Raw genomic sequence first — 15110 nt, 5'->3', positions numbered from 1 at the left:
ATCACCACCCTCTAGGAGAGACCCATGCAGACCACCCTCACCCCCGTCAGCGGCGCCGAGCTGCGCGAGCGGATCGCCGCCGGCACCGCCTTCGTCCTCGATGTCCGCACCCCCGGCGAGTTCGAGACCGAGCACATCGCCGGCTCCTACAACGTCCCGCTCGACACGCTGAAGGAGCACGTGGCCGACGTCGCCGGCCGCGTCCATGAACAGGAGCACGACGCCGTGCTCGTGTGCGCCTCCGGCGTGCGCGCCGCAGACGCCCAGCGTCGCCTCGCCGAGGCCGGCGTCGAGCGCGCGACCGTGCTCACCGGCGGCATCTCCGCCTACGCCCAGGCCGGCGGCGACGTGGTGCGCCGCGGCACCGGCTGGTCGCTTGAACGGCAGGTCCGCTTCGTCGCCGGCTCGATCGTGCTCGTCGGCGCCGTCGCCTCGCAGATCGGCTCGAAGCGCTTCGGGCTGATCCCCGCCGGCATCGGCACGGGCCTGGTGTTCTCCTCGCTCACCGACACGTGCGCGATGGGCTCGATGCTCGACCGCATGCCCTGGAACCGGGTCAGCGGCGGCGCCGCCGACGCGGCCGCGCTGCTCGGCGGCCCGGACGCCTGCCCGGTTGAGCGGGCTCGCCGGGCCTGAGCGTAGAGTCGTCGGCGGACCGCGGAGCGAGGGACGAGGAGGCGCCATGGGCGTGATGAGCATGCGTGGGCTGGCCGTCGGGCTGGCCCTGCTCGTCGGGCTGCTGCTCGGTCTGCTCGGCGGCGGCGGATCCATCCTGATGGTCCCTCTGCTGACGTACGTGGCCGGGCTGGACCCGCAGGAGGCGATTGCCAGTTCGCTGTTCGTCGTGGGCGTCACCTCCCTGCTCTCGGTGGCCCTGCATGCGCGGGCCAGCCACGTCCGCTGGGGCACCGGCGCGCTCTTCGGGGCCGCCGGCATGGTCGGCGCGCTGCTGGGCGGCCTGCTCGGCTCGGCGCTGCCCGGGCCCGTGCTCATGATCGGCTTCGCGATCGTCATGCTGCTCAGCGCCCGCGGCATGATCCGCGGCCGCCGGGGCGGTGCCAGCACCGTGCGGGCCGAGGCGGCGGACCCGACCGAGGTGCGGCCTCGTCTCGGCGGGCTCCTGTCCGCCGGCGTGGGCGTCGGCATGGTCACGGGCCTCGTCGGTGCCGGCGGCGGCTTCCTGATCGTCCCCGCCCTCGTGCTCATGGCGCATCTGCCGATGAGCGTCGCCGTGGGCACCTCCCTGCTGGTCATCGCGATGCAGACCCTCGCAGGCTTCGTGGGCAAGATGGCCGGAGTCGACCTCGACTGGCCCTTCATCGGCGTGCTGACCGGCCTGGCGTTCCTCGGCGCGCTGATCGGCGTAGCGGTGGGGAACCGGGTGCCGGACAAAGCTCTCAAGACCGGCTTCGGCTGGTTCGTCCTGCTCATGGGACTGGGCGTGCTCGGCGTCGAGGTCGCCGGGCTCGTCCGCGCCGCCGCCTGACCCCCACCTCCGTCTTCGACCCACTCGGACCGTCAGAAAGGACCGGACATGCGCCCCGCAGACCCCGATGCCCAGCGCAAGATCCTCAACCGCCTCAAGCGCGCCCGCGGGCAGCTCGACGCCGTCATCCGCGAGGTCGAGGGGGAAGGCAGCTGCCGCGACGTCGTCACGCAGCTCTCCGCCGTCTCCACCGCCCTGGACAAGGCCGGTTTCGCCGTCGTCTCCTCGGCGATGAAGCACTGCGTCGCCGACCCCGGCGCGGCCGAGGAGGACGACCTCACCGTCGAGGAGCTCGAGAAGCTGTTCCTCACCCTCGCCTGAACGGCGGGCGGGTCAGGCCCCGCCGGCCTCAGCGGCATCTCGGCATCTGTACTGCGTGAACGACCCTTCTGAGGGGCGAAACCGGCCTCAGAAGGGTCGTTTGTGCAGTATGGATCCTCCACGCCCACGCCCACGCCCACGCCCACGCCCACGCCCACATCCACACCGGCGAACCCTGCCTCCGGGGCACAATGGACCGACCGCCGCCGCGTCGCGTTGCGTCCGTCCCCACCGAACCGCGAGGAGCCCCGATGCTCTGGACCCTCCTGCGCCGTCACCTCCGCCCCTACCTGGGCTTCGTGGCGGCCGTCGTCGTGCTGCAGCTGCTCAGCACCCTGGCCATGCTGTACCTGCCCAGCCTCAACGCGCAGATCATCGACGAGGGCGTCGCCGTCGGCGACACCGCACGGATCTGGGAGCTCGGGCTGGTCATGCTCGGTGTCGCCCTCGTGCAGGTGGTCGCCGCGATCGCCGCCGTCTGGTTCGCGGCCCGCACCGCGATGGGCCTGGGCCGGGACCTGCGCCGGGCGGTCTACACGCGCGTCGACCGGTTCTCCGCGGAGGAACTCGGCCGCTTCGGCGCCCCCACGCTGATCACGCGCGGCACCAACGACGTCAACCAGGTGCAGATGGTCGTGCTCATGGCGCTCACATTCATGGTGGCGGCGCCGATCATGGCGGTCGGCGGCATCGTCATGGCCGTCCGCGAGGACGCCGGGCTGTCCTGGCTCATGTGGGTGTCCGTGCCGCTGCTGCTGGTGATCGTCACGGTCATCGTCGCCCGGCTCATGCCCCTGTTCCAGCGCATGCAGGACGACATCGATCGGATCAACGCGGTGATGCGCGAGCAGGTCATGGGCATCCGCGTCGTCCGGGCATTCGTGCGCGAACGCCATGAGGCGCAGCGCTTCACCGCCGCCAACGACGCGCTCACGGACACCTCGGTGCGGATCGGCCGGCTGTTCGTGCTGCTCGGCCCGGTCATCACGATGATCCTGCACCTGGCCACCGCCGCCGTCCTGTGGTTCGGCGGGCTGCGCGTGGACGCCGGCGCCGTGCAGGTCGGGGCGCTCACCGCCTTCATGCAGTACCTGCTGCAGATCCTCATGGCGGTCATGATGGGCACCTTCATGATGATGATGCTCCCGCGCGCCGTGATCTCGGCCCGCCGCATCGGGCAGGTCCTCGACACCGTGCCGACGCTCGCCGAGCCCGCACACCCGGTGGCCCCGGCCGAACGCGTGGGCCGCGTTGAGTTCCGCAACGTCACCTTCGCCTACCCCGGCGCCGAGGCGCCCGTCCTGGACGGCGTGAGCTTCACCGTCGAGCCCGGCACGACCACCGCGATCATCGGCGCGACCGGCTCCGGCAAGTCCACCCTCCTCGGCCTCGTCCCCCGCCTGTACGACGCCGACGCCGGCCAGGTGCTCGTCGACGGAGTGCCGGTGACGGACCTTGCCCGGGCCGAGCTGACCGAGGCCGTCGCGCTCGTGCCGCAGAAGCCGTACCTGTTCTCCGGGACCGTCGCCTCGAACCTGCGCTTCGGCGCCCCCGACGCCACCGATGACGAGCTCTGGGCCGCTCTCGAGACCGCGCAGGCCACGGACTTCGTGCGCTCCCGCGGCACCGGCGACGCCTCCGGGCTGGCCTCGCCGATCGGTCAGGGCGGCACCGACGTCTCCGGCGGTCAACGCCAGCGCCTGTCGATCGCCCGGGCGCTCGTCGCGGCCCCGCGGGTGCTGCTGTTCGACGACTCATTCTCCGCGCTTGACGTGACCACCGACGCCCGCCTGCGCGCCGCCCTCGAGGAGGCCGCGGCCGGCACCACGCGCATCGTCGTGGCCCAGCGGGTGGCGACCATCACCGCGGCCGACCAGATCGTCGTGCTCGACGATGGCCGGGTGGTCGGCGTCGGCACGCACGAGGCCCTGCTGACAGAGAACCGGACCTACCGGGAGATCGTGGAGTCCCAGAGCGCAGCCGAGGACGCGGCATGAGCGAGCAGCTGAGCGACGAGGAGATCCTCGCAATCCAGGAGTCCGGGGCAACGGACGGCCACGGCGGCGGCCCGGCCCGCAAGGCCAAAGCCTTCTGGCCCACGGCACGACGCCTGCTCGGCCTGTTCCGTGCCGAGCGGACCGGCCTGGCGTTCGTGGCCGCGATGGTCATGGCGGCGGTCGTGTTCAACGTGTGGGCCCCGCACGTGCTCGGCCGGGCGATGGACGTGATCTTCAGCGGGGTGATCTCCGCGCAGATGCCCGCCGGAGCGGACCGCGGGCAGATCATCGACGGGCTGCGAGCCGCGAGCCAGGACCAGCAGGCCGACATGCTCTCGGGCATGGACGTCACGCCCGGCGCCGGCATCGACTTCGGCGAGTTGGGCCGGCTGATCCTGATCGTGCTCACGATGTACCTGGTGGCGCAGACGTTCATGTGGCTGCAGGGCCGCGTGCTCAACGACCTGACGATGCGCGTCGTGCGGGGCCTGCGCGAGCAGATCGAGGCGAAGGTCCACCGGCTTCCGCTGAGCCACGTCGACACCCGTCAGCGCGGCGACCTGCTTTCGCGCACCACCAATGACGTCGACAACGTGCAGCAGGCCATGCAGCAGGCGTTCGCGACGCTCGTCTACTCGGCGCTGACGGTGATCGGCATCGTCGGGATGATGTTCTGGCTCTCGTGGGAGCTCGCGCTGATCGCGCTCGTAGCGCTGCCCGTGGCGGGCGTCGTCGTGGGGATCGTGGGGAAGCGCTCGCAGGCGCAGTTCACCGCGCAGTGGAGGGAGACCGGTCGGCTGAACGGGCACATTGAGGAGTCGTTCACCGGGCACGAGCTGGTGACCGTGTTCGGCCGCCAGCAGGACATGGCCGCCACGTTCGACGAGCGCAACGAACGGCTGTACGAGGCGTCGTTCAGGGCGCAGTTCCTCGCGAACATGATCATGCCGATCATGCAGTGGGTGAACTGGCTCGGGTTCGTCGGCATCGCCGTGGTCGGCGGGCTGCGGGTGGCCGGCGGGCAGATGACGCTCGGCGCGGTCACCGCGTTCATCCAGTACTCGCGCGAGTTCAACCAGCCGCTCGGGCAGATCGCGGGCATGTCGCAGATGCTGATCTCCGGGGTCGCCTCGGCCGAGCGGATCTTCGAGCTGCTCGATGAACCGGAGCAGGAGGCCGACGAGGAGCGGGCGGACCTGCCCGAGCCGGTGGCCGGCCGTGTCGAGTTCGAGCACGTGCGCTTCGGGTACACCGAGGGCGCCCCGTTGATCCGGGATCTTTCGCTCACGGCCGAGCCGGGGCAGACGGTCGCGATCGTCGGGCCGACGGGCGCGGGCAAGACGACCCTGGTGAACCTGCTGATGCGGTTCTACGAGGTCGACGGCGGGCGGATCCTGCTCGATGGCGTGGACGTGCAGGATGTGCCGCGTCAGCGGCTGCGCGCCCAGACCGGCATGGTGCTGCAGGACGCGGTGCTCTTCGGCGGGACGATCCGCGAGAACATCCGGTACGGCCGCCTCGACGCGAGCGACGAGGAGGTGCTGGAGGCCGCCACGGCAACCTACGTGGACCGGTTCGTGCACACCCTGCCCGACGGGTACGACACCGTGATCGAGCAGGACGCGGAGAACATCTCCGCCGGCGAGCGGCAGCTGATTACGATCGCCCGGGCGTTCCTCGCGCGGCCGCGGGTGCTGATCCTCGACGAGGCCACCTCGAGCGTGGACACCCGCACCGAGGTGCTCGTGCAGCGGGCGATGGCGGCGTTGCGCTCAGACCGAACGAGCTTCGTGATCGCGCACCGGCTCAGCACGATCCGCGACGCCGACGTGATCCTCGTGATGGAGGGCGGCGACATCGTCGAGCAGGGCAGCCACGAGGAGTTGCTGGCCGCGGAGGGCGCCTACGCCCGGCTGTACCGCTCTCAGTTCGCCGGCGGCGCCGACGACGAGGGCTGAGGCCCCTGGCCCGAGGCTCAGCCTGACCGGTGCGCACTCGCGCGCCTCGGGGATTCTGTACTGCGCAAACGACCCTTCTGACGCCGGAATCAGGGCTCAGAAGGGTCGTTTGCGCAGTATGGATTCCGCGGGAACATCAGCCCTTGTACGGCACGCGCTCCCAGCTGAGCAGGTCCTGGTCGGCGTGGCGGCCCTTGCCCGCGTTCATCGGTGCGACGGAGAACCGGGTCCACTCGTTCGAGTCGGCGTCACCCTCGACGGTCACGCGCCGCAGGTTCTCGACCGGCTCGACGCCGTAGGCCTCGACCCACGGTGAGCCGGCGGCGAGGGGCTCGTCGGCGTTGTACTCGTGCGAGTCACCGTTGATCAGGTAGACCTCACCGTCGAATCTCCGTGACTGCTCGGCAATGGTCTGCACCGTCTGCTGGAACACCGCGACGTCCTCCGGGGCATCGACCACGCCGCCCACCACGTGGTCCGGCAGGAACATATCGGCCTGCGTGAAGATCACGACGCCGCGCGCGTTCGTGCGGCGCGCGTCGTCGAACATCTCGCGCAGCAGCGTCGCGTTGGCTTCGTCCCGGTGGGCGACCTCGGCCAGCTGCTCCTCGGTCGGCTCGGTCTGGCCCCGACCTTCCCACGGGGCGGTGGAGTTCTGTGACCCCTGCACGTTGATCGTGCCGAACTCGACGCGCTGGGTGCGGAAGCGGGCGTTCTCCGGCAGGCCGATCTCGTCCTGCGAGTCGACGCGCATGGGCTCGCCGAGGGTGTGGTCGGGGTCGGCGAAGAACATCTCACGCAGCGCGGCCAGGCGCTCGAGGGGATCGTACTGGCCGGCTTTCTGCCGGTGGCAGTCGGTCCAGTCGTTGTCGCCGGGAGTGAACACCAACGGAACCTCGAGGTCCGTGAACTCATCGTGGATGAACGCGAAGTACTCGTCGCTGCACTCGGATGAGCCGGACTTCACGTCGCCGACGTGCGCGAGGAACTCCAGGTCATTCTGCGCGGAGAGCTCGTCCATCATGGCGGGGAACTGCGCGACCTGTGCCTCGCCGTAGGGGACGTCGCCGATCACGCCGAACTCGAACGACGATGCCGGGCCGCGTTCCTGCCCGACGGGGGAGTGTGCCGACGGTGCTCCGGCGCCCGTTGCGGACGGGGCGGCGGCGGAGGTCGCGAGCACGGCGGCGGCAAGCAGGGTCAGGGGACGACGGGTTCGCATGGGACTCCTCGGTGCGGCGTGGGCGGTGAGCGGCCGGGCGGCGACGCAGATGCGCTCGAGAACGGCCGGCCGTGCGGGCCAGGCCACGGTAGGAGTCGGTGGTGACGCGCGGGGGATGCGTCAGTGACGCGCTCGTGAACACCGGCGCCTTCTGCCCGCCCGCCCTGACTTGTCCGCTGTCTTGGGCTCACCCCGTCTGTACTGCGCAAACGACCCTTCTGAGGCCCGAAACGCGGCTCAGAAGGGTCGTTTCCGCAGTATGGATTCGGTGCGGGGCCGGTTCAACGCACATGCGGACGTCGCCACGGGCGCACCGGGACACACCCGCGTCAGTGGCTGACGAACTCCCACTGGTGGCCGTCGGGGTCCACGATCTCGCGCGAGTGCAGCCCCGAATGGTTGAGGTCCTCGAGCAGGTCCTGCGGCAGGCACACTTCGGAGGCCCCGATCTGCAGGGCCTTGTCCGCGAGGGCGTCGACCGCGTCGGGCTCGCCCACGTTCAGGGACATCAGCGACGAGTTGGTCGTGATGCAGTCCGCGATCTCCCGCTCGCCGATGTAGTCGGTGTAGGCGCCGGGGGAGAGGTACATCGCGTAGGTGGTGTCCGTGAGCTCGACGCACACGGCGTCGTCGTCGGAGAGGTCCTCGAGGATGTCGGCACCCAGGCGCGTCCAGAACTCGCGGATGCGCTCGGGGTCGGTCGTCGGCAGGTTCAGGAAGACCGGCTGAGAGAACAAGGCCATGGCCTGAACCGTAGCGCCCACGCGGTCGACCGCGCCAAGCCCCACGCCCCGATGTGTTCAGCATCGCGCGGACAGGCCGATTGGTAGCGTGTCGCGCATGACGCACACCCCCGCCGGCTGGCCGCCCTCGGGCTGGCCGTCTGATCATCCCGCCTCGGCCGTCCCCCGCGATCCCCGCTCCCGGCCGTCAGCCTGGGCGCCCGGTCGTTTCCACTGGGGAGACGCGCTCGTGGTGGCCGCCTACGCCGTCCTGATGCTGCTCGGGCTGGGCGGTCTGCTGCTGATGGTCGCGGGCCTGGTGCCGGCGAATCCGGAGGACATGACGCCGCGGGACATGTTCTTCATGAACTTCGTCAGCTACGTGCTCCTGACGGTCGTGGTGCTGGCGGTCGCGTGGCGTCCGCTGCTGCACTCGCTCGGGGCGTTCCGCCATCGCACATGGCTGAAGCTGCTCCTGCTGCCGGCCACGTGGTTCGCGTGCATCGTCGTGAACATGATCGTGCTCAGCCTGATCGGTGAGGCGAACCAGTCCGCCAACCAGGCGGCGCTGGAGGACATGACCACACAGGCCCCGCCCGCCCTGATGATCGTGATGACGGTGTTCATGGCGCCCCTGGTGGAGGAGTACCTGTTCCGCCACCTGCTGATCGGCAAGCTCTCCCGCTACATCAACGTGTGGGTGTGTGCGGCGGTCTCGATCGTGGCGTTCGTGCTCCTGCACTTCCTCGGCACCGGTGGCCGGTTCGAGCTCGTGGAGACGGTGCCGTACCTGACGCTGGCCGTCGCGATCACGGTGTCGTACATCCTCGTGGGCCGCTCGTTCGGCTACGCGATGGCCTTGCACATGGTGAACAACGGCATCGCCGTGCTCATGCTCTACCTCGTGGCCCCGCACCTGCCGGACATGCCAGGACAGGACGAAGCTCAGGCCGCCGACGTCCTCGTCCAGGGACTGGCGCCGCTGCTCGCTCCGGGCGCCGCCCTGCTCGGCCTGTGAGCGCCCGTCCCGACGCCGGCCCGCCCCAGGAGGCGCCGGCGGGTCCCGGGGACACGGCGGCCCCCGCCCCGACCGACGGTCTGGCCCGGCGCATCCTCGCGCTCGCCGTCCCCGCGTTCGGCGCGCTGATCGCCGAACCGCTGTTTCTGCTCGCGGACACCGCGATCGTCGGGCATCTGGGGACCGCGCCGCTGGCCGGCGTGGGCCTGGGCACGACCGTCCTGCACACCGTCACCGGCCTGCTCGTCTTCCTGGCCTACGCGACGACGCCGGCCGTCGCCCGCCTGACCGGGGCCGGGCGCCACGCCGAGGCCCTGGACCGTGGCCGCGACGGCGTGTGGCTCGGACTGCTGCTCGGCACCCTCCTGGCGGTGCTCGGCTGGCTGGTGGCCCCGGGTCTTGTGGCGACCCTCGGCGCCGGCCCGCACGTGCAGGAGCACGCGGTCGCATACCTGCGCTGGTCCATGCCCGGCCTGCCCGCCCTGCTGGCCGTGCTCGCCGCCACCGGCATCCTGCGCGGACTGCAGGACACGGTGACCCCGCTGGTCGTCGCGGGCCTGGGCTTCGGCGTGAACATCGGCCTGAACGTCGCGCTCGTCTACGGGGCCGGCATGGGGGTGGCCGGCTCGGCGCTGGGCACCTCGCTCGTGCAGTGGGCCATGCTCGCCGCCTACCTGCTCGTGCTGCGGCCGCGCTTCGGTGTGGCCGGCACGTCCGCGGCTCCGACGTTCCACGGCATGCGCGCCACCGCGCAGGTCGGCTCGTGGCTGCTGCTGCGCACCGCGAGCCTGCGGGCGGCCATCCTGGTCACCGTCCTGGCGGCGACCGGGCTGGGGGAGGTCACCCTGGCCTCCCATCAGCTCGTGTTCACGCTGTTCTCGACGCTCGCCTTCGCCCTGGACGCGCTCGCGATCGCCGCGCAGGCGCTGATCGGCCACGAGCTCGGCCGCGACGACCGGCCGGCCGTCCGCGCGCTCACCCGCGTGATGGTGCGGTGGTCGCTGGGCTTCGGCCTCGTCACCGGCGCCCTGCTCGCCGTCCTCGCGGGGGTGCTGCCGCCGTTGTTCACCCCGGATCCGGCGGTGCAGGCCGGCGCCGCGGCCGGTCTGCTCGTGCTCGCCGCCGGGCAGCCGTTGGCCGGGTACGTGTTCGTGCTCGACGGGGTGCTCATCGGGGCCGACGACGCGCGGTACCTCGCGTTGGCCGGCGTCGTGAACCTCGCTGTGTACGCCCCGGCCCTGTGGCTGCTCACGCAGGTCGCGGTCGGGCGAGGGTCCGATGTCGGCGCCCAGGTGGCGCTGCTGTGGATCGGGTTCGCGGGCGTCTACATGGGCATGCGCGCCCTCACCCTCGGCCTGCGTGCCCGCACCGACGCGTGGATGCGGGGCGAGTCCTGAGCCCGGCGGCCCGGCGGTGGACGCCGTTCCCGCCCCGGGGCGGCCGGGACCCGGAGGTCCTGGCCGCCCCGCCTAGAATGGACCGGTGCCTGCTGTGAAACCCGACCTCGAGACCGCCGACGCCGTCGCCAAGCCGATCCTCATCCGCGCGGGCGTGGCGCTGATCTTCGGCCTGACCACGGTGTTCGTGCAGGAGCCGAGCACGCTGTGGATGAAGGTCGCCTTCGCCCTGTACCTGGTGTTCTCCGGCTCCGCCATGTGGGAGTACCTGCGCCGCGAGCCCGTGCCCGTCGCCATGCGCTCGCCGCTGTCGATGGCCGCTGCCGCGTGGATGCTGGGCACGATCGTGCTGCTGTTCCTCTCCGCCCCGCAGGCGATCGGCCTGACGGTCGCCGCCGCGCTCGCCGTCGGCGGCGTCGCCGAGCTTGTCGCGTGGTTCGGCCACCGGCGCGCGTTCCTGCCGGCGCGCGACCAGCTCATCACGGGTCTGGCCGGTCTGGGCTCGGGCGTCGCGCTGGCGCTGGGATCGCACCTGAACCCGCACGGCCAGCTCGGCATCGTCGGCGGCGGCGCGATCATCATCGGCACGCTGCTGGCGGTCTCGGGCGTCGGCATGGCGCTCGACGTCCGCAAGGCCCGCAACCTCGAGGCAGACCGGGCGCCCGGACGCGTAGACTGACGGGCAGTCTTCGGCGGTCAGCCCCAGCCCGTCAGCGTCCAGATCCCGTCAGGAGCCATCCCGTGAGCGCATCGTCCTCCCGCCCCGAGCAGGGCCGCGCATCGTCCGCGCCGGCCTCCGGCCCGCAGTCCGCCGCGCGTGCCACCGGCACGCCGGCACCGGGAGCGCGCGGTGGCCGAGGCGGCCTGCGTGAGACCGTCAAGGGGCCCCTGGTCTTCTCGGCGGTCCTGGGCGCGATCGGCGGTGTGATCGCGGCCGTCACGGCCTCCGGAGGCACGCACAACCCGCTGCGCGTCGACATCGGGCTGATCGCCTTCGGCGTTTTCTTCATCGTCAGCCTCGTGGTCGTCGCCATGCTGCAGCTGTCCGCACGCGAGAACCCCGAGCACCTCTCCCAAGGCTCGGGCACCCACCGCTCCTCCGAGGAGACGCACCGCCGTGCCGTCGCCGAGCGGCGCGCCCGCGAGCGCGCCGCGCAGCAGGAGGCCGAGCAGCGTGACCCGGACGCTCCCACGACTCACGACCGCACGGACGGCGGCGATCACGCGGACAGCGGCCACGCCGGCGACCGGGCCTGAGCCCGCGGGGACGTCAGAACCCCAGCGACCCGGCGGCCGCCTGCAGGGCATCGGCTGAGACCCGCAGCAGCCGCATCTCGTCCTCGTCCAGCTCCGTCTCCAGCACGCGCAGCACGCCCTCACGGCCGACCACCGAGGGCAGGGACAGGGCGACGTCATGCAGCTCGTGGGGTCCGTCCTGGACCGTGGAGACCGGCAGGATCGCGCGCTCGTCCTTGACGATCGCCTCGATCAGCCGCGCCGTCGCCACACCGATCGCGTAGTTCGTCGCCCCCTTGCCCTGGATCACCTTGTATGCGGCGTTCACGACGGAGCCGGTGATCTCCTCGCGCCGCTGCCGCGTGAACGCGGGGTCCTCGGGGCTGGGCCACCGCAGCAGCGGCACGGGTCCGATCGAGGCCGTCGACCACGCGGGGAACTCGGTGTCCCCGTGCTCGCCGAGCACCGCGGCGTGCACCGAGCGGGGGTGCACGCCGCTCTCGGACGCGATGCGCCAGCGCAGGCGCGAGGTGTCCAGCAGCGTGCCGGAGCCGATGACGCGCCCCGGGGCGAGGCCCGAGATGCGCTGCGTGACGAGCGTGAGCACATCGACCGGGTTGGTCACCAGCACGAGCAGGGCGTCGGGGGCGTGCTCGAGCACCTGCGGGATCAGGGACCGCAGGATCGCGACGTTCGACGCCGCGAGGTCGAGGCGGGTCTGACCGGGCTTCTGCTTCGCCCCGGCGGTGACGACGACGATCGAGGAGCCGGCGAGCACGGCGGGGTCGGCGCCGCCGGTCATGGTGCGTGTGGCCGTGAACGGCGTGCCGTGCGCGAGGTCGAGCACCTCGGCCCGGACCTTCGGCTCGTCGATGTCGAACAGGGCGACCTCGTCGGCCAGGCCGTTGATCAGGGTGGCGTAGCAGACGGCGGTGCCGACGGCGCCGGCCCCGACCACGCCGACCTTGCGGTGCTCGGCGAGGACGGGGCCAGAAGACGGGGACGCGGAGGCGGAATGCAGGCTCATGCGCTCGAGGCTACGGCCGTGCGCCCGCTGCCGACGAGCTCTGTCCGCCCGCGGCCCGCGGCGGTCACTTCAGGCGCTTCTCGAGCTTGCCGATCGTCTTCTCCAGGCCGTCGAGCTGCTTCTTCAGGCGCTTCTTCTCGGCCTTGTCCTCGACCTTCTTCGCCCGCTTGCGGGCCTTCTTCACGCCCTTGTGCTCGGCGCGCAGCCGCTCGAGCTCGCGCTTGAGCTCCTTCTTGGACAGCGACGCCGTCGTCGAGTCCGGCGACGCGGTGTCGGCCTGGCCGGAGCGGGGAGCGTCCGCGGGTGCCTCGGCGCGGGCGGGCTGGGAGGGCGCGGACTTCGTCGCGGTCTGGGCGGCCTCCTCCTCGCCGACCTGACGGGCACGGTAGGAGCGCACGTGCATGCGGTTGCCGCAGTTGGCCTCGTCGCAGAACCGCTTCGAGCGGTTGCGGCTGGCGTCGACCAGCATGTTCTCGCAGTCCTCGCCCGCGCAGACGCGCAGCCGGCTCAGCTCTCCTTCGACGGCGGTGTCCGCCAGGGCGAGCGCGGCGAGAGCCTGGAGCCGCTCGACGGCGTCAGCCGGGGCGTCGGCCGGGGCGAAGATCAGGTCTTCGTCGGTGGCGAGCAGCTCGAGCGGGCCGGTGGCCTGCAGCAGCGCGTTGATCTGGTCGGTCACGTCCTTCTCCTGGAAGGCGTCCGTCCAGAGTGTGGTGAGGCGGTCGCGCAGGCTGTGGGCCCGCTCGAGGGCGGCGTCCGCGACGCGCACCTTCTGGCGGCCCTCGTGGACGGCCGGGACGACATCGGGCAGCTGGGTGCCGAACTCGAGTCGCTCGGCCTGCTGCTGGCCGCCGCGGGCTCCGGGGGCGGTGTTCAGGAACACGGCGATCGAGGTGAGTCGGTCAAGAGTCTGTGGGGAGAGCATGAGTCCACTCTACGAGCCGCGCCCTGACGCGGCGCAGACATGGCCGACGCCGGGCGGCGCTCGGATACGCTGTCTGCCAAGCCACAACCGGTGCCGTCGAGCCGAGCACCGGAGCTCGGACCCGCGCACACGACGCACAGGAGCACACATGAGCACCAGCACTTCGTCGACCGACCGGATTTCCGCCGGTCATCTGATCGTCAAGACACTCGAGGCCCACGGGGTGGAACGTCTGTACTCGGTCCCCGGAGAGTCCTATCTCGACGTGCTCGACGGGCTCCACGACTCCGGCATCGAGAACGTCGTGTGCCGGCATGAGGGCGGTGCGACGTACATGGCCGAAGCGGACGGCAAGATGAACACCGTGCCGGGTGTGGCCATGGTCACCCGTGGTCCCGGCGCCGCCAACGCGCACGTCGGTCTGCACACCGCGTGGCAGGACTCGACCGCGATGGTCCTCTTCGTCGGCTTGATCCCCTTCGAGCATCGTGACCGTGAGGCGTTCCAGGAGTTCGATCCGCACGCGTGGTTCGGCACGGGAGCCAAGCGCGTCATGGTGCTGGACCACGCCGAGCGGGCGTCCGAGATCGTGGCCGAGGCCATGTTCGCGGCCGCCTCGGGACGCCCCGGCCCGGTGGTCGTCGGCCTGCCCGAGGACATCATCCGCGAGCTGGTCCCGCACGAGGTGCACCCGCAGATCCCCGTCGCCCACGGCGGCATGACGGTCGAGGACTGGAAGGCGCTGCACTCCGCGCTCAAGCAGTCCGAGAAGCCGCTGTTCATCACCGGCGGCAACGACTGGACCGACGAAGGCGCCCAGACCCTGACCCGCTGGCTCGAGGAGCACAAGATCCCCGCCGCCGCCGAATGGCGCACCGAGGGCACCGTGCCGTTCTCCTCGCCGTCCTACGTGGGTCCGATCGGCTACGGCCGCCCGGACGCCACTCAGGCGCTGCTCGAGGAGACCGACCTGATCGTCTTCGTCGGCACCGTGCCCGGCGACGTCGTGACCGACGGCTTCACCATCCGGCAGAACTGGGACAAGAAGAACTTCCTCGTGACGATCGACCCGGCGCTGCGCGGCCGCTCCGGCCCGGTGTCACACCAGATCGTGGCCAAACCTGACGTGTTCGTGCGCGATCTGGTCCGCATGGAGCTGGCCGTGAAGGAGCAATGGGCGGACTGGACCGCCCGCAAGCGTGCCGAGCAGGAGGACTTCGCCGCGTTGCCGTCGGCCGAGCCGTCCGAGGGTCAGGCGCGGATGGCCACCCTCGTCGCGAACCTGGTGCCGCGGCTGCCGCAGGACGCCATGATCTCGCTGGGCGCGGGCGAGCACACCAACTGGGCGCACCGGTATTTCCCGACCGAGGGCTACCGGGCGATGATCTCCGCCCGCAACGGCTCCATGGGCTACTCCGTGCCGGGCGCGATCGCCGCCTCCCTGAACTTCCCGGGCCGCGCCGTGGTGACGTTCGCCGGCGACGGCGAGTTCCTCATGAACGGTCAGGAGTTCGCGACGGCCGCGCAGTACGGGGCGACTCCGCTGGTGGTGGTGATGGACAACCAGGAGTACGGCACGATCCGCACCCACCAGGAGCGGCAGTACCCCGAGCGGATCTCCGGAACCCAGCTGAAGAACCCGGACTTCGCCGCCATGGCGCAGGCGTTCGGCGGGTTCGGCGTGCGTGTGGAGCGGGACGCCGACGTGCCGGCCGCCGTCGAGGCAGCCCTGCAGGCGATTCAGCAGGAGCGGACCTTCGCGCTGATCCACCTGATCGTCGAGCAGCGGGTCAAGGCGTACTGA

General features: G+C 71.4%; 14 protein-coding genes. 10 read left to right on the top strand and 4 right to left on the bottom strand.

Annotated features, from left to right (window positions below; genetic code table 11):
- The first annotated feature begins 24 nt into the window (after positions 1 to 24).
- The 5 genes from HDA30_RS08015 to HDA30_RS07995 all read left to right on the top strand — a co-directional run bounded on the left by HDA30_RS08015 (position 25) and on the right by HDA30_RS07995 (position 5762).
- Positions 25 to 636: a rhodanese-like domain-containing protein gene (locus HDA30_RS08015; protein WP_158496301.1), complete on the top strand. Its 612-nt coding sequence runs from the start codon at positions 25 to 27 to the stop codon at positions 634 to 636.
- A 55-nt stretch (positions 637 to 691) separates the two neighbouring features.
- Complete coding sequence (locus HDA30_RS08010; protein WP_246418727.1) at positions 692 to 1486, top strand: sulfite exporter TauE/SafE family protein; 795 nt, start codon at positions 692 to 694, stop codon at positions 1484 to 1486.
- 48 nt (positions 1487 to 1534) lie between these two features.
- Positions 1535 to 1807 (top strand): metal-sensitive transcriptional regulator, encoded by a 273-nt coding sequence (locus HDA30_RS08005; RefSeq protein WP_184241696.1) that lies wholly within the window; start codon positions 1535 to 1537, stop codon positions 1805 to 1807.
- A 251-nt stretch (positions 1808 to 2058) separates the two neighbouring features.
- Positions 2059 to 3804 carry an ABC transporter ATP-binding protein gene (locus HDA30_RS08000; RefSeq protein ID WP_158496303.1) on the top strand — a complete coding sequence of 582 codons (1746 nt, stop codon included), beginning with the start codon at positions 2059 to 2061 and terminating at the stop codon, positions 3802 to 3804.
- Positions 3801 to 5762: an ABC transporter ATP-binding protein gene (locus tag HDA30_RS07995; protein ID WP_158496304.1), complete on the top strand. Its 1962-nt coding sequence runs from the start codon at positions 3801 to 3803 to the stop codon at positions 5760 to 5762. Before HDA30_RS08000 ends, HDA30_RS07995 begins: the two co-directional genes overlap by 4 nt.
- 136 nt (positions 5763 to 5898) lie before the next feature.
- Here the strand turns inward: HDA30_RS07995 and HDA30_RS07990 are convergent, their stop codons facing one another.
- Positions 5899 to 6984, bottom strand: a complete 1086-nt coding sequence (locus HDA30_RS07990) for a hypothetical protein (RefSeq protein WP_246418726.1) — start codon at positions 6982 to 6984, stop codon at positions 5899 to 5901.
- A gap of 329 nt (positions 6985 to 7313) precedes the next feature.
- On the bottom strand, positions 7314 to 7727 hold the full coding sequence (locus HDA30_RS07985) for a VOC family protein (protein ID WP_158496305.1): 414 nt from the start codon (positions 7725 to 7727) through the stop codon (positions 7314 to 7316).
- Between the two features lie 97 nt (positions 7728 to 7824).
- Here HDA30_RS07985 and HDA30_RS07980 point away from each other — a divergent pair, with 97 nt between their 5' ends.
- The 4 genes from HDA30_RS07980 (at position 7825) to HDA30_RS10550 (ending at position 11378) form a co-directional block, all read left to right on the top strand.
- The gene (locus tag HDA30_RS07980) at positions 7825 to 8724 is read left to right on the top strand and encodes a CPBP family intramembrane glutamic endopeptidase (protein ID WP_158496306.1); all 900 of its coding nucleotides are present in this window, start codon (positions 7825 to 7827) and stop codon (positions 8722 to 8724) included.
- The gene (locus HDA30_RS07975; RefSeq protein WP_184241694.1) at positions 8721 to 10121 is read left to right on the top strand and encodes an MATE family efflux transporter; all 1401 of its coding nucleotides are present in this window, start codon (positions 8721 to 8723) and stop codon (positions 10119 to 10121) included. The genes HDA30_RS07980 and HDA30_RS07975 overlap by 4 nt, the downstream gene beginning before the upstream one ends.
- An 85-nt stretch (positions 10122 to 10206) precedes the next feature.
- Positions 10207 to 10800, top strand: coding sequence for a hypothetical protein (locus HDA30_RS07970; RefSeq protein ID WP_158496308.1), 594 nt, complete (start codon positions 10207 to 10209; stop codon positions 10798 to 10800).
- A gap of 62 nt (positions 10801 to 10862) precedes the next feature.
- Positions 10863 to 11378, top strand: coding sequence for a hypothetical protein (locus HDA30_RS10550; RefSeq protein WP_246418725.1), 516 nt, complete (start codon positions 10863 to 10865; stop codon positions 11376 to 11378).
- A 13-nt stretch (positions 11379 to 11391) separates the two neighbouring features.
- Here HDA30_RS10550 and HDA30_RS07960 read toward each other — a convergent pair whose 3' ends face one another.
- Together HDA30_RS07960 and HDA30_RS07955 are read right to left on the bottom strand one after the other, a co-directional pair.
- Complete coding sequence (locus HDA30_RS07960) at positions 11392 to 12384, bottom strand: L-lactate dehydrogenase (RefSeq protein WP_184241692.1); 993 nt, start codon at positions 12382 to 12384, stop codon at positions 11392 to 11394.
- 64 nt (positions 12385 to 12448) lie between these two features.
- Complete coding sequence (locus HDA30_RS07955; RefSeq protein WP_184241690.1) at positions 12449 to 13306, bottom strand: CGNR zinc finger domain-containing protein; 858 nt, start codon at positions 13304 to 13306, stop codon at positions 12449 to 12451.
- A 148-nt stretch (positions 13307 to 13454) separates the two neighbouring features.
- On the opposite strand from HDA30_RS07955, the gene HDA30_RS07950 reads away from it, so the two are divergent.
- Positions 13455 to 15110: a thiamine pyrophosphate-dependent enzyme gene (locus HDA30_RS07950; RefSeq protein WP_184241688.1), complete on the top strand. Its 1656-nt coding sequence runs from the start codon at positions 13455 to 13457 to the stop codon at positions 15108 to 15110.

It is taken from the genome of Micrococcus cohnii (assembly GCF_014205175.1).
GTDB classification, from domain to species: domain Bacteria; phylum Actinomycetota; class Actinomycetes; order Actinomycetales; family Micrococcaceae; genus Micrococcus; species Micrococcus cohnii.
Note: the sequence above shows the minus strand (reverse complement) of the source record. Positions and strands in the feature narration are given on the sequence as shown.